Source organism: Cupriavidus sp. 8B (genome assembly GCF_054589115.1).
In genome coordinates, this window is the sequence record NZ_BAAILO010000036.1 from 84,435 (window position 1) to 111,323 (window position 26,889).

General features: G+C 65.0%; 26 protein-coding genes, 1 pseudogene and 1 riboswitch. Of the genes and pseudogenes, 25 read left to right on the forward strand and 2 right to left on the reverse strand.

The genetic code is table 11. The features are described 5' to 3' along the window. Positions 1-2: 2 nt before the first annotated feature. The 14 genes and pseudogenes from ACYP5B_RS03600 (at position 3) to ACYP5B_RS03665 (ending at position 12,964) form a co-directional block, all read left to right on the forward strand. Positions 3-932, forward strand: a complete 930-nt coding sequence (locus tag ACYP5B_RS03600; RefSeq protein ID WP_459568563.1) for a branched-chain amino acid ABC transporter permease — start codon at positions 3-5, stop codon at positions 930-932. 4 nt (positions 933-936) lie between these two features. After that, positions 937-2,112: a branched-chain amino acid ABC transporter permease gene (locus ACYP5B_RS03605; protein ID WP_459568564.1), complete on the forward strand. Its 1,176-nt coding sequence runs from the start codon at positions 937-939 to the stop codon at positions 2,110-2,112. After that, a complete protein-coding gene (locus ACYP5B_RS03610; protein ID WP_459568565.1) occupies positions 2,109-2,894 on the forward strand; it encodes an ABC transporter ATP-binding protein in 786 nt (261 codons plus the stop codon). Before ACYP5B_RS03605 ends, ACYP5B_RS03610 begins: the two co-directional genes overlap by 4 nt. After that, positions 2,891-3,616, forward strand: a complete 726-nt coding sequence (locus tag ACYP5B_RS03615; protein ID WP_459568566.1) for an ABC transporter ATP-binding protein — start codon at positions 2,891-2,893, stop codon at positions 3,614-3,616. The genes ACYP5B_RS03610 and ACYP5B_RS03615 overlap by 4 nt, the downstream gene beginning before the upstream one ends. A 12-nt stretch (positions 3,617-3,628) precedes the next feature. Continuing rightward, entirely contained in the window at positions 3,629-4,918 is a 1,290-nt protein-coding gene (locus tag ACYP5B_RS03620) for an amidase (RefSeq protein WP_459568567.1), read from the forward strand. Positions 4,919-4,963: 45 nt separating this feature from the next. After that, positions 4,964-6,256, forward strand: coding sequence for a M20 family metallo-hydrolase (locus tag ACYP5B_RS03625; RefSeq protein ID WP_459568568.1), 1,293 nt, complete (start codon positions 4,964-4,966; stop codon positions 6,254-6,256). Between the two features lie 158 nt (positions 6,257-6,414). Then, positions 6,415-6,945: a helix-turn-helix domain-containing protein gene (locus ACYP5B_RS03630; protein WP_267606546.1), complete on the forward strand. Its 531-nt coding sequence runs from the start codon at positions 6,415-6,417 to the stop codon at positions 6,943-6,945. Positions 6,946-6,984: 39 nt separating this feature from the next. Next, positions 6,985-7,090, forward strand: a riboswitch (SAM-I-IV-variant riboswitch). 28 nt (positions 7,091-7,118) lie between these two features. Next, the gene (locus tag ACYP5B_RS03635; protein ID WP_459568569.1) at positions 7,119-8,249 is read left to right on the forward strand and encodes an ADP-ribosylglycohydrolase family protein; all 1,131 of its coding nucleotides are present in this window, start codon (positions 7,119-7,121) and stop codon (positions 8,247-8,249) included. A gap of 228 nt (positions 8,250-8,477) precedes the next feature. Then, complete coding sequence (locus ACYP5B_RS03640) at positions 8,478-9,749, forward strand: DUF445 domain-containing protein (protein WP_459568603.1); 1,272 nt, start codon at positions 8,478-8,480, stop codon at positions 9,747-9,749. Between the two features lie 94 nt (positions 9,750-9,843). Then, the gene (locus ACYP5B_RS03645) at positions 9,844-10,179 is read left to right on the forward strand and encodes a nucleotide pyrophosphohydrolase (protein WP_318231287.1); all 336 of its coding nucleotides are present in this window, start codon (positions 9,844-9,846) and stop codon (positions 10,177-10,179) included. A gap of 222 nt (positions 10,180-10,401) precedes the next feature. After that, a pseudogene (locus tag ACYP5B_RS03650) lies at positions 10,402-10,701 on the forward strand (LysR substrate-binding domain-containing protein); the annotation flags it as partial. 50 nt (positions 10,702-10,751) lie between these two features. Continuing rightward, the gene (locus tag ACYP5B_RS03655) at positions 10,752-10,991 is read left to right on the forward strand and encodes a FitA-like ribbon-helix-helix domain-containing protein (protein WP_267604950.1); all 240 of its coding nucleotides are present in this window, start codon (positions 10,752-10,754) and stop codon (positions 10,989-10,991) included. After that, positions 10,988-11,410 (forward strand): type II toxin-antitoxin system VapC family toxin, encoded by a 423-nt coding sequence (locus ACYP5B_RS03660; protein ID WP_267604951.1) that lies wholly within the window; start codon positions 10,988-10,990, stop codon positions 11,408-11,410. Before ACYP5B_RS03655 ends, ACYP5B_RS03660 begins: the two co-directional genes overlap by 4 nt. Positions 11,411-11,482: 72 nt before the next feature. Further along, positions 11,483-12,964 carry a M81 family metallopeptidase gene (locus ACYP5B_RS03665; RefSeq protein ID WP_459568570.1) on the forward strand — a complete coding sequence of 494 codons (1,482 nt, stop codon included), beginning with the start codon at positions 11,483-11,485 and terminating at the stop codon, positions 12,962-12,964. A 17-nt stretch (positions 12,965-12,981) separates the two neighbouring features. On the opposite strand, the gene ACYP5B_RS03670 is transcribed toward ACYP5B_RS03665, so the two are convergent. Further along, complete coding sequence (locus ACYP5B_RS03670; protein WP_459568571.1) at positions 12,982-14,028, reverse strand: GntR family transcriptional regulator; 1,047 nt, start codon at positions 14,026-14,028, stop codon at positions 12,982-12,984. Positions 14,029-14,320: 292 nt separating this feature from the next. Here ACYP5B_RS03670 and ACYP5B_RS03675 point away from each other — a divergent pair, with 292 nt between their 5' ends. The 5 genes from ACYP5B_RS03675 (at position 14,321) to ACYP5B_RS03695 (ending at position 18,968) form a co-directional block, all read left to right on the forward strand. Continuing rightward, entirely contained in the window at positions 14,321-15,004 is a 684-nt protein-coding gene (locus tag ACYP5B_RS03675) for an amino acid ABC transporter permease (protein ID WP_267604954.1), read from the forward strand. 66 nt (positions 15,005-15,070) lie between these two features. Further along, positions 15,071-15,715 carry an amino acid ABC transporter permease gene (locus ACYP5B_RS03680; RefSeq protein ID WP_459568572.1) on the forward strand — a complete coding sequence of 215 codons (645 nt, stop codon included), beginning with the start codon at positions 15,071-15,073 and terminating at the stop codon, positions 15,713-15,715. Between the two features lie 59 nt (positions 15,716-15,774). Beyond that, positions 15,775-16,503 carry an amino acid ABC transporter ATP-binding protein gene (locus tag ACYP5B_RS03685; protein WP_459568573.1) on the forward strand — a complete coding sequence of 243 codons (729 nt, stop codon included), beginning with the start codon at positions 15,775-15,777 and terminating at the stop codon, positions 16,501-16,503. Between the two features lie 49 nt (positions 16,504-16,552). After that, complete coding sequence (locus tag ACYP5B_RS03690) at positions 16,553-17,350, forward strand: transporter substrate-binding domain-containing protein (protein WP_459568574.1); 798 nt, start codon at positions 16,553-16,555, stop codon at positions 17,348-17,350. 49 nt (positions 17,351-17,399) lie between these two features. Beyond that, entirely contained in the window at positions 17,400-18,968 is a 1,569-nt protein-coding gene (locus ACYP5B_RS03695; protein ID WP_459568575.1) for a UxaA family hydrolase, read from the forward strand. A 103-nt stretch (positions 18,969-19,071) separates the two neighbouring features. Here ACYP5B_RS03695 and ACYP5B_RS03700 read toward each other — a convergent pair whose 3' ends face one another. Beyond that, positions 19,072-19,854 (reverse strand): GntR family transcriptional regulator, encoded by a 783-nt coding sequence (locus tag ACYP5B_RS03700; RefSeq protein WP_459568576.1) that lies wholly within the window; start codon positions 19,852-19,854, stop codon positions 19,072-19,074. Between the two features lie 114 nt (positions 19,855-19,968). Between ACYP5B_RS03700 and ACYP5B_RS03705 the strand changes: the two genes are divergently transcribed. From ACYP5B_RS03705 to urtC, 6 genes are all read left to right on the forward strand, one after another. After that, positions 19,969-20,751 carry an SDR family oxidoreductase gene (locus tag ACYP5B_RS03705; protein ID WP_459568577.1) on the forward strand — a complete coding sequence of 261 codons (783 nt, stop codon included), beginning with the start codon at positions 19,969-19,971 and terminating at the stop codon, positions 20,749-20,751. Positions 20,752-20,788: 37 nt separating this feature from the next. Beyond that, a complete protein-coding gene (locus tag ACYP5B_RS03710) occupies positions 20,789-21,721 on the forward strand; it encodes a beta-keto acid cleavage family enzyme (RefSeq protein ID WP_459568578.1) in 933 nt (310 codons plus the stop codon). 102 nt (positions 21,722-21,823) lie between these two features. Then, the gene (locus ACYP5B_RS03715; protein WP_459568579.1) at positions 21,824-23,158 is read left to right on the forward strand and encodes an MFS transporter; all 1,335 of its coding nucleotides are present in this window, start codon (positions 21,824-21,826) and stop codon (positions 23,156-23,158) included. A gap of 477 nt (positions 23,159-23,635) precedes the next feature. Continuing rightward, positions 23,636-24,829 (forward strand): urea ABC transporter substrate-binding protein, encoded by a 1,194-nt coding sequence (gene urtA, locus ACYP5B_RS03720; protein ID WP_459568580.1) that lies wholly within the window; start codon positions 23,636-23,638, stop codon positions 24,827-24,829. An 87-nt stretch (positions 24,830-24,916) separates the two neighbouring features. Beyond that, on the forward strand, positions 24,917-25,819 hold the full coding sequence (urtB, locus tag ACYP5B_RS03725) for an urea ABC transporter permease subunit UrtB (protein WP_267604962.1): 903 nt from the start codon (positions 24,917-24,919) through the stop codon (positions 25,817-25,819). A gap of 4 nt (positions 25,820-25,823) precedes the next feature. After that, complete coding sequence (urtC, locus tag ACYP5B_RS03730; protein WP_459568581.1) at positions 25,824-26,873, forward strand: urea ABC transporter permease subunit UrtC; 1,050 nt, start codon at positions 25,824-25,826, stop codon at positions 26,871-26,873. Positions 26,874-26,889: the final 16 nt, after the last annotated feature.

Below are 26,889 nucleotides of genomic sequence, written 5' to 3' on the forward strand. Positions count from 1 at the left end.
CGATGAGTGTGATTGGCCAATACGTTTTCAACGGTTTGATGCTCGGCATGATCTATGCCATGGTCGCCGTTGGATTTACGCTGTTCTTCGGCGTGCTTGACGTGATCAAGTTCTCGCACGGCGACACGTTGATGGTCGGCGCCTTTGCCGGCCTGGCGGCGTCCACCGGCGTGCTGATGCTCGACATCCAGTCGCCGTGGATCCGCTTGCTGGCGGTGGTGCTGTGCGCGATCTGCGTGACCGGCTTGCTGGGCGCGGCGATTGCTAAATTCCTGATCCTGCCGCTGCGCAAGGCGGCACCGCTCAATACGCTGCTGGCCACGCTGATGCTGGGCACGGTGATGCGCGAATCCGTGCGGCTGTTCTATCCGGATGGCTCCAACCCCAAGCCTTTCCCCGCGCTGCTGCCGACGGCCTCCATTGAGCTGGGCAGCCTGTCGCTGCGTGCCGACAACCTGATCCTGCTGGCTACCGGCATCGCGATCATCGTCGGCGTGCACCTGCTGATTACGCGTACCCGTTTCGGCATGGCGATCCGCGCCGTGGCGCAGGATGGCGAGACGGCGCGGCTGATGGGCATCAACTTCGAGGCGGTGGTGCTGATGACGTTCGCGCTGGGCTCGGGCATGGCCGCCCTGGCGGGCGTGATGAACGGGCTGTACTACAACGAGATCAATTTCAATGTGGGACTGCTGCTTGGCGTGATCGGCTTTGCCGCGGCCATTCTGGGCGGGCTGGGGAACATCTACGGCGCCATCCTCGGCGGCTTCCTGTTTGCGGCGCTGCAGGTGCTTGGCAGCGCCACCTTGCCCGCGTTGATTCCTGATATCCCTAGCGAGTACAAGGACGTCTTCGCTTTTGCCGTCGTGATCGTGCTGATGGCCTGGAAGCCGACCGGCCTGATCGCAGAAAAATCCAGTGAGCGGGTCTGACACCATGAACTCCATGAAAAGTCACACATCAAGCAAGCGCAATCCCGCCGTGGTGCTGGCGCTGGCCGGCATCGCGCTTACCGTCTACATGTGGTTGTTCCTGCATGCGGAGTCGCAACTCAGCGTGGGCATCTTGCTGGCCGTTGCCATCGCGGCCGTCATCGTTGGCCGCAAGCTGGGCGCCAACCGTTCGCTCGAGGAGGCTGGCGCCAGCCGTCCCGGCCTGGCTCGCCTGTGGGCGGTGGGCGGCTCGCTGGCGCTGATCGCTGCGTTTTACGACTCGCACTTCGCGCTGCTGATGATCTGCTCGGTGCTGCTGTACACCACGGCCTGCCTCGGCCTGACGCTGCAGTTCGGTTTCTCGGGGGTGGCCAACTTTGCCGGCGCCGCGTTCTTTGGCATCGGCAGCTATGCCACCGCGGTGATGGCCACGCACACCGGTATCCCGCATTTGCTGATCATCGTGATCTCGGGCGTCATCGCCGCGCTGGTAGGCTCGATGCTGATCACGCCGGTGCTGCGCACGCGCGGCCACTATGCGGCGTTGGTGACCATTGCCTTCGGCATCCTGTTCAAGACCTTCATCGAGGTCAACGACGTGCTGGGCGGGCCGCAGGGCCTGCAGGTGCCGGGCATGACGATCTTTGGCTACGCGCTTAACGACGGCTTTTCCGTGTCTGGTGTCGACGTGTCGTTCTACGTGAGCTACGCCTTGATCAGCCTCGGCATCTGCGCCGGCGTGTTTGCGACGGTGAAGGCGCTGGAGCGTTCGTGGGTAGGCCTGAGCATGGACGTGGTGCGCACGGACGAGACGGCTGCCGCCACGTTCGGCCTGCATATCGCGCGCTGGAAGGTGGTGGCCTTCATGCTGGGCAACTTCTTCGCGGGCATCGCGGGCAGCCTGTACGGGATGATCACCGGCTTCGTGGCGCCGAACAACTTCACGTTCTCCGATTCCCTGCTGATGCTGTCGATCGTGATCCTGGGCGGGCTGGGCAATGCGGTGGGCCTGATCCCGGCGGCGATCATCGTGCTGGTGCTGCCGGAGAAGCTGCAGTTCATCCAGGAGTACCGCTTCCTGTTTTATGCGGCGCTGGTGATTGCGATCCTGCTGTTCCGCCCTGACGGGCTGCTGCCGCGCAAGACGCGCTTGTTCTTTGGCCGGGAGACTTCGCGATGAGCGACAAGACCATGATCGAAGTCAGGGACCTGACCATGCGGTTCGGCGGCTTGACGGCGCTGGACAGCCTGAACATGACGATCCGCGAGGGAGAGATCCTCGGGCTGCTCGGCCCTAACGGTTCCGGCAAGACGACCTTCTTCAATGTACTGACTGGCCTGTACAAGGCGAGCAGCGGCACCATCACCTACGACGGCGAGAACGTCATCGGCAAGACGCCGCAGGACATCTACCGCAGCGGCGTGGCGCGGACCTTCCAGCGCTCGCGCTTGTCGTTGCCGCTCACGGTATTCGACAACATTGTCATCGGCGACTACCAGCATATGCAGCACGGTCTGGTGTTCAACCTGTTCCGGCGCAAGGCCTTCCGCGCGGAGTACGACGCTTATGTGGAAAAGGTGAAGGCGCTGCTGAATATCTTCAGCCCGCCGCTGGTGGCGCGGCTGTTCGAGCCCGTGGAGACGTTCACCATGATCGACCGCCGCCGCATCGAGGTATGCCGCGCGCTGATGAGCCAGCCGCGCCTGCTGTTGCTCGACGAGCCTTCCGCCGGCATGACCCATGACGAAACGCATGCGCTGATGAGCGACATCCTGGATGTGCGCGGCAAGCTGCCCAACTTGTCGGTGGTGCTGATCGAGCATGAGATGAATGTGATCGAGCGCATCACAGACCGCTGCGTGGTGCTGAACTACGGCAAGAAGATCGCCGAAGGCACCTACACGGAAATCACCGCCGATCCCAATGTGCAGACCGCCTACCTTGGAGAGGAAGCCGCATGAGCACGCTCAATTGCCCCGGCACGCTCAGCGTGAAGGGGCTCACCACCGGGTATGACAAGGTCAACGTGCTGCACGACGTTTCCATCGACGTGGCCCCTGGCAAGATCACTTGCATCCTCGGCGCCAACGGCGCGGGCAAGAGCACGCTGATCCGTGCCATCCTCGGCCTCACGCCGCCGCGCCTGGGCCAGGTCTTGTGGGATGGCAAGGACCTTGCCGGCGAGAAGACGCACAACATCATTGCCACCGGCATTGCCTGCATTCCGGAGGGCCGCAAGATTTTTCCGCGCATGACGGTGGCGGAGAACCTGGCGCTGGGCGCGTACCTGGAGACCGATGCGGCGCGGGTGCGCGAGCGGCTGGCCAAGGTCTACGATATCTTTCCGCGCCTGAAGGAGCGCGCTGCGCAGCTGGCGGGGACGATGTCGGGTGGCGAGCAGGCCATGGTGTCGATTGGCCGGGGCTTGATGGCGCAGCCCAAGCTGCTGGTGATCGATGAGCCGTCGCTCGGGTTGTCGCCGCTGTACGTGAAAGAGAACTTCAAGGTCATCAAGCAGATCAACGCGCTGGGCATCACCGTGCTGCTGGTCGAGCAGAATGCGCGGCAGACGCTGGCGATTTCGCACTACGGCTATGTGTTGTCGCAGGGGCGCGTGGTGGCGCAGGGCACGGCCGAGGCGCTGGCCAGCAACGACGAAGTGCGCTCGGCGTATTTTGGCTGACGGAGAACTGACATGAACGATTTCCTGGCACTGCCGGCGCGCGAGCTGGCGGCGCGCATGGCGCGGCGCGAACTCAGCGTGGAGGCACTGGTACGCGCGTATATCGAGCGCATCGAAGCCGCCGAGGCGGGCATTCTGGCCTGGCAGCATTTTGATGCGGCGCAAGCGTTGGAGCAGGCACGGTGGCTGGATGCCGGGCCTGCGAGGGGCGCGTTGCATGGCTTGCCCATCGGCGTGAAGGACCTGATGGACACCGCCGACATGCCGACCACCTACGGCTCGCCGATCTACGCGGGGCATCGGCCCGGCATGGATGCTGCCTGCGTGGCGATGGCGCGCGCTGCGGGTGCCGTGGTGATGGGCAAGACCGTGACCACCGAGTTCGCGACCTTCCAGCCGGGACCGACGCGCAACCCGCGCGCCCCTGCCGATGCGCCGCGCACGCCGGGCGGCTCATCCAGCGGATCGGCGGCGGCGGTGGCCGCGGGCATGGTGCCGATTGCCTTCGGCACGCAGACCGCCGGATCCATCATCCGCCCTGCAGCCTATTGCGGCGTGGTGGGCTACAAGCCAACCTACGGCACGCTGCCGTCGGCCGGCATCAAGTCCCTCGCGCCCAGCCTGGATACCGTGGGCGTGCTGGCGCGCTCGGTTGACGATGCGGCGTTCTTTATCGGGGCGTTGGCGCGCTTGCCGCTCACGCCGCAGGAGACCGGGCAGGCGCGGCCATTGCGCGTTGGCATTTGCCGCACGCCGCATTGGGAGCGTGCGGGGGATGACAGCCGGCGCGCGCTCGATGCAGCCGCGCGCTTGCTCGAGGGCCAGGGCGCCGTGTTGAGCGACCTGATGCTGCCCGCCGAGTTCGACGAACTGACGCAGGCCCAGATCGACATCATGGCCTACGAAGCCGCCGCCGCCTTCGCGCCGGAAATGCGTGCGCGGCCGGATGGTTTCAGCAGCGGCTTTGCTACGTTGCTGGCGGCAGGCCGGGGCATCGACGGCAGCCGCTTCTTTGCCGCGCAAGCGCTTGCCAGTTCCGCGCGCGGGGCCTTCGAACAGAGGTTCGGCGCCGTCGACATCGTCCTGGCACCAAGCGCGCAGGGCGAGGCCCCCGCCGGCCTGGACGCCACGGGCGATCCCATTTTCAACCGCATGTGGACGCTCCTTGGCAATCCCTGCGTCCATGTGCCCACCGGCACGGGTACGCATGGCATGCCGGTGGGCGTGACGCTGATCGGCCCGCACCGGGGCGATGCACGCGTGCTGGCGGCGGCGCATGTCCTTGAGCGCAGCGTGGCTTGATGTGACGTGATGTGACGTGGCAGACCCGAATCCCAGGAGAATCGATTGACTCAACAAGAGCAACTGGCGCAGCACGCGGCAGAACAGGCGCAGGACCATGTCAACAATGGCCGCTTGCAGGCGGCCATCGCCGGGCTGGCTGCTTTCGGCGGACGCGACGATGGCGGCGTCTCGCGTGAAACGCTGACCGATATCGATCTTGCCGCGCGGCGCTACCTGATCGAGCAGGCGCGCGCGCTGGGTTGCGAGGTGAGCACGGACGATTGCGCCAACCTGTTCTTCCGCCGCCCGGGCAAAGCCGATCTTCCACCCGTGCTGACCGGCAGCCATGCCGACACGCAGCCGGTCGGCGGCAAGCTGGATGGCGCCTACGGCGTGCTGGCCGGCCTGGAAGTCATTGCCGCCCTGAACGACGCCGGTATCGAAACGCTGCGCCCGATCGAAGTGGTGACATGGACCAACGAGGAAGGCAGCCGCTTCGGCCCCGGCGCGATGGGGTCGAGCGCGTTTGTGGATCCGGCCTGCCTGCCGGCGTATCGCGCGTCGGTGGACGGCGCCAACGTCCGCTTTGGCGATGCGCTGGACGCGGCGCTTGCCGCCACGGATGATGTGCCGCGCCGCCCGATGCAACGGCCCATGTCGGCCTGCGTGGAGTTGCACATCGAACAGGGCCCGGTGCTGGAGCGCGCAGCGGTACCGCTGGGCGTGGTCACCGGCATCCAGAGCGTGCGGTGGTACCGCGTGGAATGCACCGGCATGATGGCGCATGCGGGCACCACGCCCATGGACGAGCGTAGCGATGCCATGGCCACCGCGGTCGGCATTGCCCACCCGTTGTACGCCTACGCCGCCGCCGAGGCCGCCAGCCAGCTGCGCCTGACGCTGGGCCGCTGGCAGGTCGGCCCCAACTCCGTCAACACGATTCCCGGCAAGGTAGAATTCACGATCGATGTGCGCTGCGTGGATGAGGCGGTGCTGGAGCGTTTCGAGGCAAAGCTGGATGCCGTGATCGCGCGGGCTCGGCCGCGCCAGGGCGCTATCACGTACGAATGCTTTTTCCGCCGCCCGCCCACCCACTTCCCCGCAGCCATGCTGAACCTGATCGAGCGGGCTTGTGCGCGGGCCAGCGAGCAGGCATCGCAGGGCAAGCCGCTGCACCTGACGTCCGGCGCGTTCCACGATGCCATGTACCTGGCGCAGCATTGCCCAACGGCCATGATCTTTGTGCCCAGCAAAGGCGGGATCAGCCATAACGCAGCAGAGGAAACCGCGCCGCACGAGCTGTTCCTTGGTGCGCAGGCGCTGGCCTATACGGTGGCCGCGCTCGCAAACCAATAGCCCCCAATGGCCCCCAATAGCCCGGGTTCTTCATCTTCAACTTGTCTTGCACGGAACGTGATTTGAAAGCCAAAAGCGCCCTGGCGGTTGACCAGAACGATCCAAAGGATCAAAGCGACCCGAACCTCCAGAACGACAAGAAGACGCCTGCCGCCAGCCTGGGCGTGCGGCTGCGCCATGCGCGCCTGGTGTCCGGCTACACGTTGCTGCAGCTGGCGCAGAAGGCCGGCTGCTCGGAAAGCCTGATCTCCAAGCTGGAGCGCGGCCTCGCCTCCCCGTCGCTCGCCATGCTCCACCGGCTCGCGGTGGCGCTGGACACCAATATCGCCGCGCTGACGAGCGAGGACAACCCAAGCGAAAGCCCGATCAAGCGCCAGGGCGAGCGCCCGGTCATCAAGGCCGGCGGCATCGCGCTGGAGCGCCTGGTGCTGGCCAAGCGCGGCGGCTTGCTGCAGGCCAACATCCACATTGTGTCGCCGGGCGAAGCCAGCGATGGGCAGATCGAGCACGTCGGCGAGGAAGTCGGCTATGTGCTCGAAGGCACGCTTGAGCTGACGCTGGGCGATACGAGCTACACGATTGGCGTGGGCGATGCTTTCACGTTCCCGAGCAGCGTGCCGCACGGCTACCGAAACGTCGGCACGGGCGTGGCGCGGGTGTTGTGGGTCAATTCGCCGGCCACCTTCTGACTACCACCTTGACACCCCCCAACCCCCCATGTTCCAATCCGCCCACATTCTGATTTGGGTCGACGCCCAAGCCAACCTGCCTTCCCGGGCAAGGTGGATCGCGAAAGCGGATGTGGCTCCTTGCGGAGCAACCAAACGGGCCATGCGTCGACCCTCCTTGCACGGAGGGTTTTTTGTTTTCTGCCTCGGTCTCAGTCATTGATCGCGATATCACACGCAGCCGCTTCCAGGGCTGCCTGCTCGGCGGCGCTGTGGGCGACGCACTGGGTGCTCCCGTAGAGTTCCTGTCGCTAGCGGAGATCCGCGAGCGCTTCGGCAAAGACGGCATCACCGGCTACGCCCCCGCCTACGGCGGCATCGGCACCATCACCGATGACACGCAGATGACGCTGTTCACGGCGGAGGGCTTGCTGCGGGCATGGGTGCGCGGCGCGAGCCGGGGCATCAGCAGTGTTCCTGGCGTGGTCTCGCGCGCTTATCTGCGCTGGTTGCTGACGCAGGGGATCCGGCCTGCGTTCCAGCGCGACGTGCTGTCGGACAAGCCGGGATGGCTGTACCAGCAGGCGGCGCTGCACAGCCGGCGCGCGCCGGGAAACACTTGTTTGTCGGCGCTGGAGGCCATGCTCAAGCCGGGAGAACCCGCGCGCAACGACAGCAAGGGCTGCGGCGGCGTGATGCGTGTGGCGCCGGCCGGCCTGTTTGTGTGGCGGCGGCCCGGGCAGCGATCCCCTCAGGATGCCTTTGACCTGGGAGCGGAGCTGGCCGCGCTTACCCATGGACATCCAAGCGGATCGCTGACGGGCGGCGTCCTGGCCGTGTTGATCCGCGAGCTGGCCGACGGCGCGGCGTTGCCCGCTGCTTTGTCGACCGCCAAGGCGTGCCTGTCCGCACAGCCGGATCACGAGGAGCCGCTGCTGGCCATAATCCACGCGGAGGCGCTGGCTGTCTCTGGCGTGGCGCATGATGACGCTATCGCGCGGCTGGGTGAGGGGTGGGTGGCGGAGGAGGCGTTGGCGATCTCCGTCTACTGCGCGCTCGTCGCGCGTGATTTCCGTCATGGTGTTGTGCTGGCGGTGAACCATGATGGCGACTCGGATTCGACTGGCGCCATCACGGGCAACTTGCTGGGCACGCTGCTTGGCGTGGAGGCGATCCCGCCGGAGTGGCTGGCGCCTTTGGAGCTGCGCGAAGTAATCGCCGAGCTTGCCGACGACCTGAGCGTGTTCCCTGAGTGGGACGTGGGCATCGATTCGGCGGACGAGGAACTGGTTCAGCGGATCTGGACGAAGTATCCTGGGTGTTGAATTTTTGAGTGCTTCGGTTTTCTCTTCTCCGATGAAATGGGAGAGGGGCCGGGGGAGAGGGCGGGCGATTGCTCAACGTGATGCGCCTCGCTCTTGCGAATGCCCGCCCTCTCACCCAACCCCTCTCCCGCCGCGCGGGAGAGGGGAGCCAGGGCGGCGCCGGATTTAGCCCAGCGAGGAATCGACCAACGCAGCAGTCCCATGAACCAACTTCAAATCGCCGATCCCATGAATCAGGAAGAAGAACTCAGGGTCGCAAAGCGCAAGGCATTGGCTTTGCTGCTGTTCGCGTTTGCCGTCTTCGTGGCCACCATCCTCCTGCCGCGCGTGCCGCTGACGGATGGCGTGCGGGCGGCGGCGGAGGCGGCGCTGGTTGGCGGGCTGGCGGACTGGTTCGCCGTGGCGGCGCTGTTCCGGCGGATTCCGTTGCCGGGCTTTGCACGCCACACCAACATCATCATCCGCAAGCGGGACGATATCGCGGATGGCCTTGCGGTGTTCGTGAAGGAGAAGTTCCTGGATGTGCAGTCCGTGGTCGCGCTGATCGAGCGGCACAATCCGGCGCTGGTGGTCACCCAGTGGCTGGATTCCGCCGCCAACGCGCGGCAGATCGGCGACATGGTGGTGACGTTCGCATGCGGCATGCTGGATGTGATGGACGAGCGGAACATCCAGTCGCTGTTGAAGCGGGCGGTGGATACGATGATCGACAAGGTCGATCTGTCGGAGTCCGCGGCGACGATCCTCGATAGCCTGACCAAGAACGATCGGCACCAGGCGCTGCTTGATGAGACCATCGCGCAGTTGATCGCCTTGCTCAACGAGCCTTCCGCGCGCGCCTTTATCTCGGAGCGGATCGTGGAGTGGCTGAAGAGCGATCACCCGATGAAAGAGCGGCTTCTTCCCACCGAGTGGATCGGGAGCAATGGCGCGGACCTGATTTCCGAGGCGCTGAGCCGCGTTCTGACCCAGATTGAAGAGGATGCCAATCATGAACTGCGCAAGCGCTTCGATGCAGCCGTGCAGCGCCTGATCGCGCGGCTGAAGCATGATGCGTCGTTCCACGCCAAGGCCGAGGAACTGAAGGCGCACCTGAAGCAGGATGGGGCGCTGAATGCCTACATCGGCGAGCTTTGGGCCGAGTGGCGCGATTGGCTGAAGCGCGACCTGGCGTGCGAGGATTCCGCCACGCACCGCAAGGTGGTGGCGGCGGGCCAGTGGATCGGCGCGGAGCTGGCGCGCAACGAGTCCCTGCGCGCGTCGCTGAACGATCACCTGCGCGAGGCGGCTCGCAACATGGCGCCGGACTTCGCGGAGTTCATCACGCGGCATATCAGCAACACCATCCGCAGCTGGGATGCGCGCGACATGTCGCGGCAGATCGAGCTGAACGTGGGCAAGGACCTGCAGTACATCCGCATGAACGGCACCATCGTGGGCGGGCTGATTGGCGCAGCGCTCTACCTGCTGGCGCAATTTCCGGCCTTCCTGGGGCGTTAGGGAACCCCGGCTCCCGAACGTCATGGTCATGCCGATCGCAGAGCCAAAGCGTGGTTCAATACGCGCAGTACCGATTCCTGCGCAGTGACCCATCATGACCCTGATCGACATCAAGAACCTCCAGCAAGCCGCCGCCGCATTTGGCGAGGCGCGCGGCTGGGGCAAATATCACAGTCCCAAGAACCTCGCCATGGCCCTCAGCGTGGAAGTGGCCGAGCTGGTCGAGATCTTCCAGTGGAAGACCGAGGGCGAAGCGCGCGAGATCATGTCCACCGACGAGCGCGAGCATGTGGAGCAAGAGCTGGCGGATATCACGATCTACTTGTCGCAGTTGCTGAACGCGCTGAATGTGGACCTGGATGCAGCAGTGAAGGCCAAGATGGAAATGAACGCGCTGAAGTATCCGGCGAAGACGGGTGGCGCGGCTTGAGGTAGCGAAGCGCCTAAGGCAAGGGCGCCGCCCTTTGGGGCTGCGGCGTTTCTTCTGAACGATGGAGGGGGAGGCCAGCGGCTGCTAGCCTCCCCCGCTTCGTTCAGAACGCGTACAGGCGTGCTGGATTTTCCACCAGGACCTGCTGCCTGAACCTAGCCGTGGGAAGCCAGTCCCGGAGGGAACGCGCGAGCGTTCCCTCCGGCAGTCGCGGCGCGTCCGAAGTGGACCTGCGAAGTGCAGCATGTACCGGCGCTAGTGAGCTTGATCGAAGCCGGTATCGGGGTGGGTGCCGTGCCCGCCTACGCGGTGCCCGGCGGTCATCAGGCCAGCCTGGTCAGCGTCTCGCTGGTCGAGCCGGAGATTTTTCGCACCATAGGCATAACAAGGCGTCGCGGGCGGCCACTGACTCCGGCCGCGCAAGCCTTCCACGATATATTGGTCGCCTCCCATGGGCAGCCTACCCATCAGGGAGCTCGCAAGAAGAGGGAAGGGGCCACGGGGGCAGGTTTGCAAAAATGACTGCAAATTTATAGAATGCATGCAATGAAAGCATTGCTATGAGGTGAAGTATGCCAGTCATTACCGTTCGCAACGTACCCGACGAAGTGCATCGCGCGCTGCGGGTGCGCGCAGCGATGCATGGACGCAGCACCGAGGCGGAAATCCGTGACATTCTCGAGCAGGCCGTGCATCCAGAGGGGCGCGTCAAGCTGGGTTCGCTACTGGCCGAAATCGGCCGAGAGGTCGGCGGCGTCGATCTCGAGATCGAGCGCGACAAGATCGCGACTGAGCCGCTGAGCTTCGAATGATCCTGCTCGATACCAATGTCGTATCCGAGCCGCTGAGGGCGGTCGGCGATCCGTCGGTGCTGGCGTGGATCGATGCGCAGAATATTGAAACGCTCTACCTGGCGGCGATCAGTCTGGCGGAGTTGCGTTTCGGTATCGCCGCGATGCCGGCGGGCAAGCGTAGGGAGATCCTGCAAACGAGCCTGGAACGGCGCGTTTTGCCATTGTTTGCAGGCCGAATCCTGTCATTCGACGCCGCGGCATCGAGTGCCTATGCGGAAATCCGCGCGCGAGCAAGGGCCCAGGGCATGGCGATCGCGACCGCAGACGGGTATATCGCTGCCACGGCTGCCGCCAATGGCCTGACTGTGGCGACGCGGGATACCGCCCCATTTGAGGCGGCTGGCCTTGAGATAATTAATCCCTGGGCCAACGCTTAAGTCCGCAGCAGCCCCCATCCCAATGCTGGCCGGCAATTCCGGCCACTTCCATGCTGGAGCACTCGCACCGCCATGAAGATCCTGATCGCCAGACTGAACCACGAAACCAATACCTTCTCACCGGTGCCGACGCCGCTGTCGTCGTTTCATCCGCACTATGGCGAGCAGGCGTATCGGGCCAGCAAGAACACGCGCACGGCAATTGGTGCCCTTATCGATCTGGCGGAGGCGGCGGGTGCCGAGTTCGTGGTGCCGGTCTCGGCTGGCGCTAACCCGAGCGGCCGCGTTGCGGCGCAGGCCTATACCGCGCTATGCGATGCCATCGTCGACGCGGCGCCCGGCTGCGACGCGGTGATGCTGGACCTGCACGGCGCCATGGTGGCGGAGAACAGCGACGACGGCGAGGGCGACCTGCTCGAGCGGCTGCGCGCAGTGCTGCCCGACGTGCCGATCGCCATCGCGCTCGACCTGCACGGCAATGTCACGCAGAAGATGATCGAGCATGCCGACATCGCGGTCAGCTTCAAGACCTACCCGCACGTGGATATGTACGAAACCGGCGAGCATGCCGGCCGCCTGCTGATGCGCATGCTCGAGCAAAAGACGCGGCCCGCGCTGGCCTGGCGGCGCTTGCCGATGGTCACGCACACGCTGCGCAGCAATACGGGCGAAGGCGCGATGCAGCGCGCGGTGGCGGCGGCCAGGCAGGCCGAGGCCGATGGCATGCTGGCGGTGTCGGTGCTGGCCGGCTTCGGGCTGGCGGATATCGCGGCGCCCTGCCTGAGCGTGCTGGTGGTGGCCGACGGCGACCAGGCCGCGGCGCAGGCGGCAGCCGACAAGCTTGCCGCGCAGATCTGGACAGAGCGCGCCGGCTTTGTCTATGAGAGCGAGCCGCTGGCTGAATCGATTGCGCGCGCCGGGCAACTGGCCGCGCAAACCGGCAATGGGCCGGTGCTGCTGCTGGACCACGGCGACAACTGCATGTCGGGCGGCACCTGCGACGATATGCAGGTCCTGCGCGAAGCCTTGCAGCAAGGCCTGTCCGGCATCGCGGTGGGGCCGGTATGCGACCCGCAGGCCGTGGCCGCGATGATCGAGGCCGGCGTGGATGCCACCGTGACCTTGCCGGTGGGCAACAAGGTGCCGCTGACCCAGCTGGGCATCTACCCCACGCCACTGACCCTGACCGGCCGAGTGGCCGCCATCAGCAACGGCGAATACGTGATCAGCGGCCCCACCTACACCGGCGAGCGCATCCGCATGGGCCGCACGGCGCTGCTCGATATCGGCGCGGCGCAGGTGGTGGTGACCGAGACGCCGCAGGAGCACTGGGACCTGGGCATCTTCACGCATATCGGCGTGGATCCGCTGGCGCAGCGTTTCCTGCTGCTGAAGTCGCGCATGTATTGCCGGCCTGTGTTCGTGCCAATCGCGAAGGCGGTGGTGGAGTGCGATGGCGGCGGCGTGACGAGCTCGCGCTATGCGCAGTTCCCGTTTCAGCGATTGGCGCGGCCGGTGTATCCGCTGGAGGCGGACGTTGCCTTGCCCGCGTAGCCAGCCGCCCGACCCGCTCACGCGATATACGAAACCTCGGGCAGCGCGAACGTTTCGCGCACCAGTTCCGCGCGCTGGGTCACTTTCTCGCAGGATAGTTCGAGGTGGTCGCGCAGCAGGTCGGCCGCCTTGCGCGGCGCGCCATCGGCGGCGGCCTGCAGCACGGCGATGTGCTCGGACATGAACGGGTCCGCTTCGGGCATCGGCGTGGAGACGCCCAGCACGTGCTTGCTCAGCGTGAGGATGCAGCGCGTGCGCTGCAGGCTGCTGAGCAGTTCCTTGTTGGGGCACTGCGAGAGCAGCTGCACGTGCAGGTCGTGCTCCAGGTTGTCCATGGCGGTGCGGCTGACCTTGGGGTAGACGCGCTGCACCTTGTGCAGGTCGCCGATCATCCGCTCGATCTCGGCCCGGTCGGCGTGGCCGATGGCGGCGCGCAGCGCGGCGGGTTCCACCAATGCGCGCAGTTCGTAGAGATCATGGATGCGCTTGGCGTCCAGCGGCGTGATGACCCAGCGCAGGCGCTCGTCTTTTTCCAGGATGCCCAGGCTTTCCAGGCGCAGCAATACGTCGCGCACCACGGTCCGGCCCACGTTGAAGTGGCGGGCCAGTTCGATCTCGTTGACGCGATAGCGGCCGAACACCGACAGGTGCACCAGGTCGCGCTCCACTTCGTCGTAGATCACTTCCCAGCCCAGCGTCTTGCGCGCGACATCCGGCTCGCGGTCCACGCCCAGCATGGCGGGGTCCAGCGGGATGCGCCTGGGCGCCGTGCCCGCGGGCCCGGCCACGAAGCCGCGCCCTTCGAAGCGGCTGACCACGCCATCGGCTTCCAGCTCGCGCAGGGCCTGGCGCACCGGCGAGCGGGTGGAGCGCAGGATCTCGGCCACATGGCCTTCCAGCAATACCGTGCCCTGCTCCAGCGAGCCTTCCACGATGGCCTTGCGCAGCAGCTCGACGATGACGGCGTAGATCGGCGCGTGCCGTTGCGCTTCGTCGGCTTCCTGCATGAGTGCGAAGGGGGCGGTGCGCTTGTCTTGTCGCGCGGCCGTCGATGGACTCGGCACGTTATCTCCGGATCGGTTGGCGGGTTTGGGTGGTGTTGGGTATTTCGTCAGGTACTTCGTCGGGTGCGTCGCTCGTGGCGTCGGCATGGCGCCAAGTATCGGGCGGCGCATGAACGCGTGAACGCATGAACATATGATACACGGGTATCTCCATATATTGACGTTTGTCGGCAATAGTCATATATTTCGATCCATGCCGGCGCAAGGCCGCATCGAGACGAGAACAAAACACCGAGACAGGGTGGCGGCCAAGCCGGCGCTGCCCACAAAAGAGCGATAGGGCGCACCCCCGATGGACTACCAGTTCGATTTCAGCTTCCTGTCCGCCAACTGGCGCGAACTGCTCGACGGGGCATGGCTGACCCTGCGCATGTCTGTTGCGACCATCGTGCTTGGCTTTGTGCTGGGAACGGCGCTGGCGGTGGTGCGCACGCAAGGCCCGGCCTGGGCGCGCCGCTGCGTCACCGGCTATGTGGATGTGATTCGCAATACGCCGCTGGTGATCCAGGCGTTCTGGCTGTTCTTCGGGCTGGCGGCGGTGCATGTGCGCGTGCCGGCGATGGCGGCGGCGGTGCTGGCGCTGGTGGTCAACGTATCGGCCTACACTACGGAGATCGTGCGCGCGGGCATCGAGTCGGTGCCGCGCGGCCAGTTGGAGGCCGCATCGTGCCTGGGGCTGTCGCGCTGGCAGGTGCTGCGCCTGGTGGTGCTGCCGCAGGCGGTGGAGCGCATGTACCCGGCGCTGATCAGCCAGTTCGTGCTGATGATGCTGGCCACTTCCATCATGTCGCAGATCTCGGCGGAAGAGCTCACTGCGGTGGGCTACCGCATCCAGTCGGAGACATTCCGCGGCTTTGAGATCTACATCGTCATTGCCGTGGTGTACCTGGTGCTGTCGTGGCTGTTGCGGCTGTCGATGGCGGGCGTGGGTGCCATCGCCTTCACGCGCCGCCGGCGCCTGAAGACGGCGCTCTGATTCCGCACGCTTCCTCTTTTCCCTTCTTCTACTTTCCTACTTCCTTTCGACGCGGAGCCAAGCATCATGTCCAGCCTTTCCCTGGATCAAGTCTTGTTCATCCTGCGCGGCGCCGGCTGGACGCTGTTGCTGTCAGCCATGGGCTTTGTCGGCGGCGCGCTGGTGGGCCTGCCGCTGGCACTGGCGCGCAGCCGCGGCGGCCGCGTGCTGCGCATGGTCACCGGCGCCTTCGTGCAGCTGGTGCAGGGCGTGCCGCTGCCGGTGATCATGTTCGTGGTGTATTTCGGCATCAGCGTGGGTGGCTTCGACCTGCCCGCGCTGGTGGCCGCCGGCATCGCCATGACGGCGTATTCCAGCGCCTACCTGGCCGAGATCTGGAAGGGCTGCATCCAGGCCGTGCCGCGCACGCAGTGGGAGGCGGCCGAGTGCCTGGCGCTCACGCCGCTGCAGCGCGTGGTGCACGTGATCCTGCCGCAGGCCGCGCGCATCGCGGTGGCGCCCACGGTGAGCTTCCTGGTGCAGATCGTGAAGAACTCCTCGTACGCGGTGGTGATCGGCTTCTTCGACCTGACCTATTCGGCACGGGTGGTGAACAACTCCACCTTTGAGCCCTTCGTGGTGTTTTCCATCGCGGCGGTGCTTTATTTCGCGATCTGCTATCCGCTGTCGACGCTGTCGTACAAGCTGGAGCGCCGCTTCAAGCGGGTTTGAATGTGGCTGTGAGAGCGGACCCGAATCAGCGGGAAACACAAGACATCAAGGAGACAAGCATGGAAGACATCGTCCGCTTCGACAAGGTGAGCAAATCCTTCGGGCAGGTGGAGATCCTCAAGGGCGTGAGTTTCTCGGTGCGCGCCGGCGAGGTGGTGGTGCTGATCGGCCGCAGCGGCTCGGGCAAGAGCACGGCCCTGCGCTGCATCAACGGCCTGGAGCGCGTGAACGGCGGCGCGTTGCACGTGTGCGGCCGCGCCATGCACGAAGACAACGTGCCGCTGGGCGAGCTGCGCAAGGAAGTGGGCATCGTGTTCCAGAGCTACAACCTGTTCCCGCACCTCACTGTGGAAGAAAACGTCATGCTGGCGCCGCGCAAGGTCAAGGGCGTTGGCAAGAAGGAAGCGCGCGAGCTGGCCATGCACGTGCTCAAGCAGGTTGGCATGGAGGAGCGCGCCGGCTACTACCCGGAGCAATTGTCCGGCGGCCAGCAGCAGCGCGTGGCGATTGCGCGCTCGCTGGCGATGCGGCCGCGCCTGATGCTGTTCGATGAAGTCACCTCGGCGCTGGATCCCGAGCTGACCGGCGAGGTGCTCAAGGTGATCGAGCGGCTGGCCGAAGACGGCATGACCATGGTGCTGGTCACGCACGAGATGGCGTTCGCGCGCTCGGTGGCGGACCAGATCATGTTCATGCACCAGGGCATCGTCTGGGAAGGCGGCAGCGGCAAGCTGCTGGATGAACCTTCGACGCCGGAGCTCAAGCAGTTCGTCGGCAACGGCCTTTGATTTCCCGCTAGCCGGCACGACTCAACCTACACACACACGGAGACACCCCATGCACCTCAACCGCCGCTTGCTCGGCTCGCTCGCCGCCCTGCTGCTCGTTGGCGCATCCGCCAGCGCCTGGTCCGATACGCTCGACACCATCAAGCAACGCAAGAAGATCCTGGTCGCCGTGGATATCGGCGCGCCGCCCTATGGCATGCTCGACAGCCAGGCAAAACAAAGCGGCTCCGATGTGGAGACCGCCCGGCTGCTGGCCAAGGACCTCGGCGTGGAACTGGAGATCGTGCCGGTGACCGGGCCGAACCGCGTGCCCTTCCTGCTGACCAAGAAAGCGGACGTGGTGCTGGCCTCGTTCTCGGTCACCGACGAGCGCAAGAAGGTGATCGACTTTTCCGATCCCTATGGCGTGATCCCGGTGGTGGTAGGCGGGCCCGCGAAGACCAGCCTCAAGAGCTTTGCCGATTTGTCCGGCAAGACCATCGCGGTCACGCGCGGCACCACCAGCGACCAGGAACTGAGCCGTGGCGCCAAGGAAGTGCCGGGCGTGAATATCGTGCGCTACGAGGACGACGCCACGACCAACACCGCCGTCTCCACCGGCCAGCAGGACTATCTCGCCGCCGCCATCAGCGTGATTCCCGCGGTGAAGAAGAGCAATCCCACGCGCGACCTGGAAACCAAGTTCGTGATGAAGGCCTATCCCTATGCGATCGGCCTGCGCAAGGGCGACACCGCGCTAAAGGCGTGGCTCGACAACTGGGTCAAGGCCAACCTGAAGAACGGCAAGATCAACAGCATCTACAAGCAGTACTTCGGCATCGCGCTGCCGGACGAAATGATCAAGTAAAGCCCGCACGAACCGGCAGGGCGACCTTTCAACCGCGAGAAACCACCCCATGAGCACAGACAGCATTGTCGCCGCCCCCGCGCAGCTTCCCCGCACGCCGCGCACCATCCGGCTGCATCCCGATGACGACGTGGTCATTGCCCGCGACCAGATGGTGGCCGGCACGCCGGTCGCCGACGAAGGCGTGACCGTGATCGGCCTGGTCCCGCCCGGCCACAAGATCGCCACCCGTGCGATCGCCAGTGGCGAAGCGGTGCGGCGCTACGGCCAGATCATCGGCTTTGCCAGCCAGGACATCCGCGCCGGCCAGCACGTGCATACGCACAACCTGGCCATGGGCGATTTCACGCGGGACTATGCGTTCAGCGCGGAGGCCCGCGCGGTGCAACCGGTGGCGCAGCCGGCCACGTTCGATGGCATCAAACGCGCCGACGGCGGCGTGGCCACGCGCAACTACATCGGCATCCTGACCTCGGTGAACTGCTCGGCCACGGTGGCGCGCGCCATCGCGGATTATTTTCGCCGGGACATCCATCCGGAGGCGCTGGCCGCCTATCCCAATGTGGACGGCGTGGTGGCGCTCACGCACGGGGTGGGCTGCGCGGTCGATCCGCAGGGCGAGGGGCTGGCGGTGCTGCAGCGCACGCTGGGCGGCTATGCCTGCCATCCCAACTTTGCCAGCGTGCTGGTGATCGGCCTGGGCTGCGAGACCAACCAGATCTCCGCGCTGCTGGCGACACAGGGGCTCATGCACAGCGACCGGCTGCAGACCTTCACCATCCAGGACACCGGCGGCACCACCAAGACCATTGCCCACGGCATCGAGCTGATCAAGGCGATGCTGCCGAAGGCCAACGCGGTGGAGCGCCAGCCGGTGCCGGCGCACCATCTGGTGGTGGGCCTGCAATGCGGTGGCTCGGATGGCTACTCGGGCATTTCGGCCAACCCGGTGCTGGGCGCGGCGGTGGATTTGCTGGTGCGCAATGGCGGCACCGCGATCCTCTCCGAGACGCCGGAGATCTACGGCGCCGAGCACTTGCTGACGCGCCGCGCGCAAACGCCCGAGATCGGCCAGAAGCTGGTGGCGCGCATCCGCTGGTGGGAGGCCTATTGCGAGCGCCACGGCGCCAGCATGGACAACAACCCCTCCGCCGGCAACAAGGCGGGCGGCCTGACCACGGTGCTGGAAAAATCGCTGGGCGGCATCGCCAAGGGCGGCTCCACCAATCTCGCCGAAGTGTACGAGTACGCGCAGCCGGTGCGCGTGCGCGGCCTGGTCTTCATGGATACGCCGGGCTACGACCCGATCTCCGCCACCGGCCAGGTGGCGGGCGGCGCCAACCTGATCTGCTTCACCACCGGGCGCGGCTCGGCCTACGGCTGCGCGCCCTCGCCCTCGGTCAAGCTCGCGACCAACACGGCGCTATGGCAGCGCCAGTCGGACGACATGGACCTGAACTGCGGCACGGTACTGGACGGCAGCGCCACCATCGCCGAGCTGGGCGCGGCGTTGTTCCAGCTGATGCTGGACACGGCCTCCGGCAAACGCTCGCGCAGCGAGCTCCATGGCTACGGGCAGAATGAGTTCGTGCCCTGGCAGCTGGGGGCGATTACCTGAACGTGGATGGCTGCCCGGGCGAGCCCCGGGCAACAGCCGGCGCGCCGTGCGATCCCGGTTGCCGGCGTGGCGGACCGCCTCGGTCGCCATGTGCCTGGCCTGCTCAGACCGTTCTACGCCCGCCGCTTGCGGCCGCGCGGCGCGCGGTCTTCGAGGCCGGCTTGCCCGCGTCGGGCACCGGCTCATCAAACGCATCGGCCGCCAGTAGCACGCCCGCTGAGACGATGTACTCCGCCGCGCTTTCGATATCTCCCTGCAGCGCGGCCCGTGCCGCAACGCCATCCCTGCGCTTGAGCGCCGCAACCAGCCGCGCGTGATGATTGACCGCTACCTGCTCGCCCACGCGGCGGGAGCCGGAGCGCAGATCGTGATTCAGGATCGGGCCGATACGCAGCCACAGCGCTTCAATCATCTGCAGCAGGATCGGCATGCCGGCGCCCTTGTAGACGGCGAAATGCAGTTCCTTGTTGACGGAGATCAGCTTTGAGCTGTCCGGCCTGGACCGGGCCATCTCTTCCGCGAAGCGGTCATGGAGGGCGGTGACCTGCACGATCGCAGCGTCGCTCAGGTGCTCGGCCGCCTGCTCTGTCGCCAGTCCTTCCAGATTGACTCGGATACTTGTGATCTCCCGGAACTGGCTCACGCTCATGATCGGCACGCGCAACGCGCGGTTAGGCGTCAGTTCCAGTGCCTGCTCCGCCACCAGGCGATGCACCGCTTCGCGCACCGGCATCACGCTCACACCCAGCGCAGCGGCAGTGCTGCGCAGCGAGATTTGTTCACCGGGCATCATGTGGCCGCTGATCAACAATTCGCGCAATTGTGCGTAGACGTCTCCACTCAACGTCTGGCGCTTCAAAGGGGTCACAAGTTCGGGTAGGGACATGCGGAAATCATAGCACTTCATAGCACATAGGGTATTCCCGATTTGAGATCTGTGATCACAGATATAACATGGCGGCCATGGAGGTAAATCGCCTCATGCATGGAGCTGACCAATATGTGGAATGACAACTCTCTCGCGGGCAAGCGAGTCCTGGTGACCGCTGGCGCCGACGGCATCGGGCTGGAAATCACCCGCGCCTTCGCGCAGGCGGGCGCCAACGTGCTTGTGTGCGATGTCCAGGGCGCCAGCCTGGAGCGCCTCGCGGCCGAGCTGCCGGCGGTGCATGGATGCCGGGCTGATGTGTCGAGCGAGGCCGACGTGGCCGCCATGTTCGAGACCGTCGATCGCACGCTCGGCGGCCTCGACATCCTCGTGAACAACGCCGGCGTGGCGGGCCCCACTGGTGGCGTCGAGACCCTGACCCTGGCCGATTGGGAGCGCACGCTCGCGGTCAATATCACCGGTCAGTTCCTGTGCACCCGCCTGGCCGTGCCGCGCCTGCGCCAGGGAAAGAGCCCCGCCATCGTCAACCTGTCATCGGCTGCCGGCCACCTCGGCATGCCCGGGCGTTCGGTCTACTCGGCGTCCAAATGGGCGGTCATCGGATTCACCAAATCGCTGGCACTGGAACTCGGCGCCGACGGCATCCGCGTGAATGCCATCCTGCCCGGCGCGGTCGATGGCCCGCGCATCCGCGCGGTCATCGCGGCAAAAGCCGAGGCGCTGGGCAAGCCCCTGGAAGACGTCACGCGGGCCTACACGTCGCAAGCCGCGCTCGGGCGCATGGTGACGGCGCGCGACATCGCCAACATGGTGCTGTTCGCGTCCAGCGACCTGGCCGCCAACGTCACCGGCCAGGAGCTGGCGGTCGATGGCCTGACGCAAGCGCTTAGCTGACCTCACCTCCACCAACCGATTTCACACGGAGCCCGCCATGGCCGCCCGATCCAAAGCCATCATCACCTGCGCCCCCACCGGCGCGATCCACACCCCCAGCATGTCGCCGTACCTGCCGGTGACCGCCGACGAAATCGCCACCGCCGCCATCGATGCGGCCAAGGCCGGCGCGGCCATCCTGCACCTGCACGCGCGCGATCCGAAGGACGGCCGGCCGTCGCAGGACCCGGCGCTGTTCCGGCCGTTCCTGTCGAAGATCAAGGCGGCCACGAACGCCGTGATCAACATCACCACCGGCGGCAGTCCGCACATGACCGTGGAGGAGCGCATGCTCCCCGCCACGACGTTCAAGCCGGAACTGGCCTCGCTGAACATGGGCTCGATGAACTTCGGCCTGTTCCCGATGCTGGATCGCTTCAAGGAGTTCGCGCACGAGTGGGAGCGCGAGCATCTGGAGAACAGCCGCAACCTGATCTTCAAGAATACCTTCAGCGATATCGAGAACATCTTGAAGATCGGCAACGCCAACGGCACGCGCTTCGAGTTCGAGTGCTACGACATCAGCCACCTGAACAACCTGAAGCATTTCCTGGACCGCGGCCTGGTCAAGGCGCCGGTGTTCGTGCAGTCGGTCTTCGGCATCCTGGGCGGCATCGGTGGCGATCCGGAAGACCTGATGCATATGCATCGGACCGCGAACCGGCTGTTCGGCGACCAGTACCGCTGGTCGATCCTCGGCGCCGGCCGCAACCAGATCCCGCTGGCCACCATCGGCGCGGCGATGGGCGCCAACGTGCGCGTCGGCCTGGAGGATTCGCTGTGGATCGGCCCGGGCCGGCTGGCGGCATCGAGCGCCGAGCAAGTGCTGCGTATCCGCAGCGTGCTTGAGGCGTTGAACATCGATGTCGCGACGCCCGACGAGGCTCGCGAGATCCTCGGTCTGAAGGGCGCGGCGAACGTGGCCTTTTAAAGGCCCGCGCCGCGAGCGCAGGCACGCAAGACAACATGCGCACGCCGGAGGCCTTGATGCCTCCGGAACATAAACAGATACCGCCGACAGGAGATCCAGGCCATGTCCACCACTTATGTGCAAACCGCGCGAGAAGCGCCGCTAGCCGATCAGCGCTCGTTGAACGCGCTGTTGTTCAGGAAGCTGATGCCGCTCCTGGTGATGGCCTACGTGATCAGCTTTCTCGATCGCACCAATATCGCGCTGGCAAAGAGCCATATCGCGGTCGACCTGGGCATCTCCGCGGCGGCCTATGGGCTGGGTGCGGGCCTGTTCTTTCTCAGCTACGCGCTGCTGGAGGTCCCCAGCAACCTGATCATGCACAAGGTGGGGGCGCGCTTCTGGATCACGCGCATCATGATCACCTGGGGCTTGCTGTCCGCGGGCATGGCCTTTGTCAGCGGCGAGGCCTCGTTCTATGTCATGCGCCTGTTGCTGGGCGCGGCGGAAGCGGGACTGTTCCCCGGTGTGATGCTTTACCTGACCTACTGGTTCGGCCGCAAGGAGCGGGCGCGCGCGACGGGATACTTCCTGCTGGGCGTGTGTATTGCCAACATCCTTAGCGGGCCGCTCGGCGGCGCGCTGCTGCAGATGGACGGCGTGCTGGGATGGCGGGGCTGGCAATGGATGTTCGTGCTGGAAGGCCTGCCGGCGGTGGCGTTTGCCTTCGTCGTGTGGAAGAAGCTGCCGGACGGCCCTGGGAGCGCAACCTGGCTGTCGCCAGAGGATGCCCGCGAGGTGGAGCGCCGGCTGGCGGCGGAGCAAGCCGAGGAAGCGGCTGCCGGACACGTCGGCCACTCGTTCCGGGGCTGCCTGGCCGATCGCCAGATCTGGCTCGCGATCTTTGTGTACTTCTGCCACCAGATCAGCATCTACACAGTCATCTTCTTCCTGCCGGGCATCATCGGCACCTATGGCAAGCTGTCGCCGCTGCAAATCGGCCTGCTCAACTCCCTGCCATGGATCGCGGCGGCCATCGGCGCCGCGGCGCTCCCGCGCTTCGCCAGCAACCCGCAGCGTTGCCGCCGCATGCTGATTGCGGGGCTTGCCGTGATGTCGGCCGGCCTGCTGCTCGCGGCCTATGCCGGCCCGGTGGTCGCCATGGTGGGCTTCAGCCTGACGGCATCGATGTTCTTCGTGGTGCAGTCGGTCATTTTCCTTTTTCCGTCGTCGCGTCTTGCTGGCGTGGCGCTGGCGGGCGGGCTCGCGCTGGTCAACACCTGTGGGCTGGTCGGCGGATTTATCGGCCCGTCGGTGATGGGCGTGATCGAGCAGACCACGGGCAGTACGAAGAATGGCCTGCTGATCATTGCGGGGATGCTGGTCCTTGCCGCGCTCGTCAGCTCGCGGCTGCGGCAGGGGCAGGAAGGGAAGTCGCGCCTGAGCGGCGATCGCTGAATGCCATGCGCCGCACTGCCGGATGCATTGCACTGCAATTGTGCGGCTCGTGGCTGGATTGCACTTCAATAGCGTTTCTTGCACCGTAAAAAGGCGATGTCGCGATGATGCGGTGCGTTAGTGGGGATATGCAGTGTAATTAGTGAAAGTACCTACGCCAAAAGCAAAACCTTATGCTATAAATCCTCCTAGACGAAATTTCGTCATTCGACATTTAGCGCTCGCTGCCAATATCGCCAGCGGAGCGCAAGGCAAAAAAGCCCGACCCGGTTCTCTACCGGTTCGGGCTTTTTGCGTTTTGTCGTTTCAATTGGAATTTTTCGAATGGACGCCAAGGCGGCCAGTGGCGGCGCTTTGCCTGAAGAAAACGTATCGAGCATCCGGTTTGGAGTCGCATTGCGTGCGTTTAAAAAAGCACGAGGGTGCTTTCTCTGAATAGTACATCAATCGCCATTTATACGGACCAAGGAGCATCTAATGAGCCAGTTCAATCGCCGGAGATTCGTGCAAGCCGCCGGATCCATGATCGCCTTCGGTGCCGCGTCCAGCGCACTGCTTGTACCTCGCCTCGCCAGGGCCGACGGCCCCGTCAAGCTCGGCCTGCTGCACTCGCTGTCAGGCACCATCGCCATCGCCGAAGCCTCGCTCGTCGATGCAGAAAAAATGGCGGTCGACGAGATCAACGCGTCGGGTGGCGTGCTGGGCCGCAAGATCGAAATCGTGGTGGAAGACGGCGCGAGCGAGAACCCGATCTTCGCCGAGAAGGCGCGCAAGCTGCTGGAGCGCGACAAGGTCGCGGCAATCATCGGGTGTTATACGTCCGCCTCCCGCAAAGCGGTGTTGCCCGCCCTGGCTCGCGCCAACGGGCTGCTCTTCTATCCCACCTACTACGAAGGGCAGGAGCAGGACAAGCACGTGATCTACCCCTCGCAGGAGGCAACGCAGTCGGTCGTGGCCGCCGTGGACTGGATGGCGCGCGAGAAAGGCAAGACGATCTTCCTGGTGGGTTCGGACTACATCTATCCCCGCACCTGCAACAAGATCGCCAAGGCGACGATTGCGCGCCTGAATGGCAAGCTCGCGGGCGAGGAGTACGCCCCGCTGGGCCACACGGAGTTCTCCTCGATCATTAACAAGATCAAGGCGGCTCGCCCCGATTGCATCTACAGCACGGTGGTGGGCGGCTCGAACGTGGCCTTCTACAAGCAGCTGCGCGCGGCCGGCCTGGACGGCAGCAAGATCACCCTGCTATCGACCGTGGTGTCCGAGAACGAAATCGAAGGCATCGGCAAGGACAACGCGGTTGGCTACTACGCGTGCATGGGCTATTTCCAGAGCCTCAAGAATCCGGCCAACGAGCGTTTCGTCAAGGCCTTCAAAGCTCGTTACGGCCAGGACCGCGTGATCGGCGATCCGATGGAGGTGGCGTACAACAGCGTCTACCTGTGGAAGCTCGCCGTGGAGAAGGCCGGGTCGTTCGATGCCGACAAGGTGCGCGCGGCAGCCGCCGGCATCCTCTTCGAGGCGCCCGAAGGACCCGTGCGCATCCACGCCACCAACCAGCACGTCTGGAAGAAGGTCCGCGTGGGCAAGGCGCGGCCGGATGGCCAGTTCGACATCGTCTGGGAATCTCCCATCCCGATCGAGCCCAACCCGTTTCCGAAACTCTGAGCCCGCCGGCCCGGCCGTGCCGCGCCATGGCTGGCGGCACGGCGGCAACCCGCTGGCGATGCCCCCTTATATTTCCAGAGAACGAGCATGGACATAGACATCGTAGCGATGCAGGTCTTCAACGGCATCAGCTTGTTCACGATCCTGTTCCTGATGGCGATTGGCCTGGCCATCGTGTTCGGGCTGATGGGCGTCATCAATATGGCGCACGGCGAGCTGATGGCGCTTGGCGCCTACATGACCTACCTGACCGCAAGGTTCTTCGAGATGCATGCGCCGCAGTGGATGGACGGCTATCTCTTCGCGGCCATTCCGGTTGCATTCTTGAGCACCTTTGCGCTGGGCTATGTGCTGGAACGCGGCTTTATCCGATTCTTCTATGACCGGCCGCTGGATACCCTGCTCGCCACGTGGGGCCTGAGCCTGATCCTGCAGCAGACTTACCGCTCGGTGTTCGGGCCTCAGGAAGTCAGCGTGCCGCTGGCCACCTGGCTGAGCGGGGCATGGGAGCCGGTCCAGGGGATACAGCTGCCGCTGACCCGCATCTTTGTGATCGGCCTGACGGCGCTGGTGTCGCTGGGTGTGTACCTGCTGCTCTACCGCACCCGCTGGGGCCTGCGTGTGCGGGCGGTGACGCAGAACCGGGCCATGAGCAATGCGGTAGGCATCAACACGAACCGGGTGGATGCGGCGACGTTCGCGCTCGGATCGGGGCTGGCAGGGATCGCGGGATGCGTCTTTACCATGATCGGTTCGACCAACCCCGGCACCGGGCAACTCTACATCGTCGATTCCTTCATTGTGGTCGTCTTTGGCGGTGTGCAAAGCCTGATCGGCACCGCACTGTCCGGATTCGCCATCGCGCAGTCCCAGACCACGCTGGAGTACCTCATGAGCGGTTCGATGGCGAAGGTGGCAATCCTGCTGCTGGTGATCACCGCGCTGTATTTCCGGCCGAACGGCCTGTTCGCAAGAAAAACCCGCGGGTGATGCCATGACCTTTCCCTTAAGAAAATCGGACGCGTTGCCGCTGGCATGCGTGGTACTGCTGCTGCTAGCCGTCCTGCCGCTTGGCCTGGATGATTTCCGGCTGAATCTGGTGAGCAAATACCTGTGCTTCTCCTTCGTGGCGATCGGGATCGTGCTGACATGGGGCTACGGCGGCATTCTCAGCCTCGGGCAGGGGATCTTCTTCGGGCTGGGGGGCTACATGATGGCGATGTTCCTGAAGCTCGAAGCCTCGGCGCCGGAGTTGCCGGATTTCATGGTCTGGAGCAGCGTCGACAAGCTGCCGTTCTGGTGGGAGCCCTTTCATGGCATCGGCTTTACGCTGCTGATGATCCTCGTGGTGCCGGCGCTACTTGCCTATGGCTTGTCGTACGCGATCTTCAGGCGGCGCGTCAGCGGCGTGTACTTCGCCATCGTCACGCTTTGCCTTGCCATGACGCTGACGGTGCTGATCATCGGCCAGCAGGGCGACACCGGCGGCGCCAATGGCATCACGGACTTCCGCACCTTCCTTGGCATGGATATCGTCGGTGATGCCGCCAAGCGCAACCTGTACTTCGTGCAAGCCGCGGCGGTCTCCGTGCTGATGCTGCTGGCGGTGCTGCTCCTGCGCAGCCGCTTCGGAAAGATCCTGATCGCCATCCGCGACAGTGAGGACCGGGTTCGCTTCAGCGGCTACAACACGGCGCATATCAAGGCCTTCGTCTTCATGCTGGCGGCCGTTCTTTCTTCCATCGGCGGCGCGTTCTACACGCTGCAGGTCGGATTGATCTCGCCGAACGTGGCGGGCGTCGTGACCTCGATCGAGATGGTGATCTTCGCCGCGGTGGGTGGACGGCTCTCGGTGCCGGGGGCGGTTGTCGGTGCCTTGCTGGTTGGCTTTCTCAAATCCTACCTTTCCGAAACCTTCCCGGAGATCTGGCTGTATTTCCTGGGGGCCGTCTTCATCCTTGTGGTCGTCGCCATGCCGAACGGACTGGCCGGGCTGATGGCCGGCATGAGCAAGGCGCAGCCGGATGCAGGAGGTGTCAAATGAACGCGGAGCTTGATAT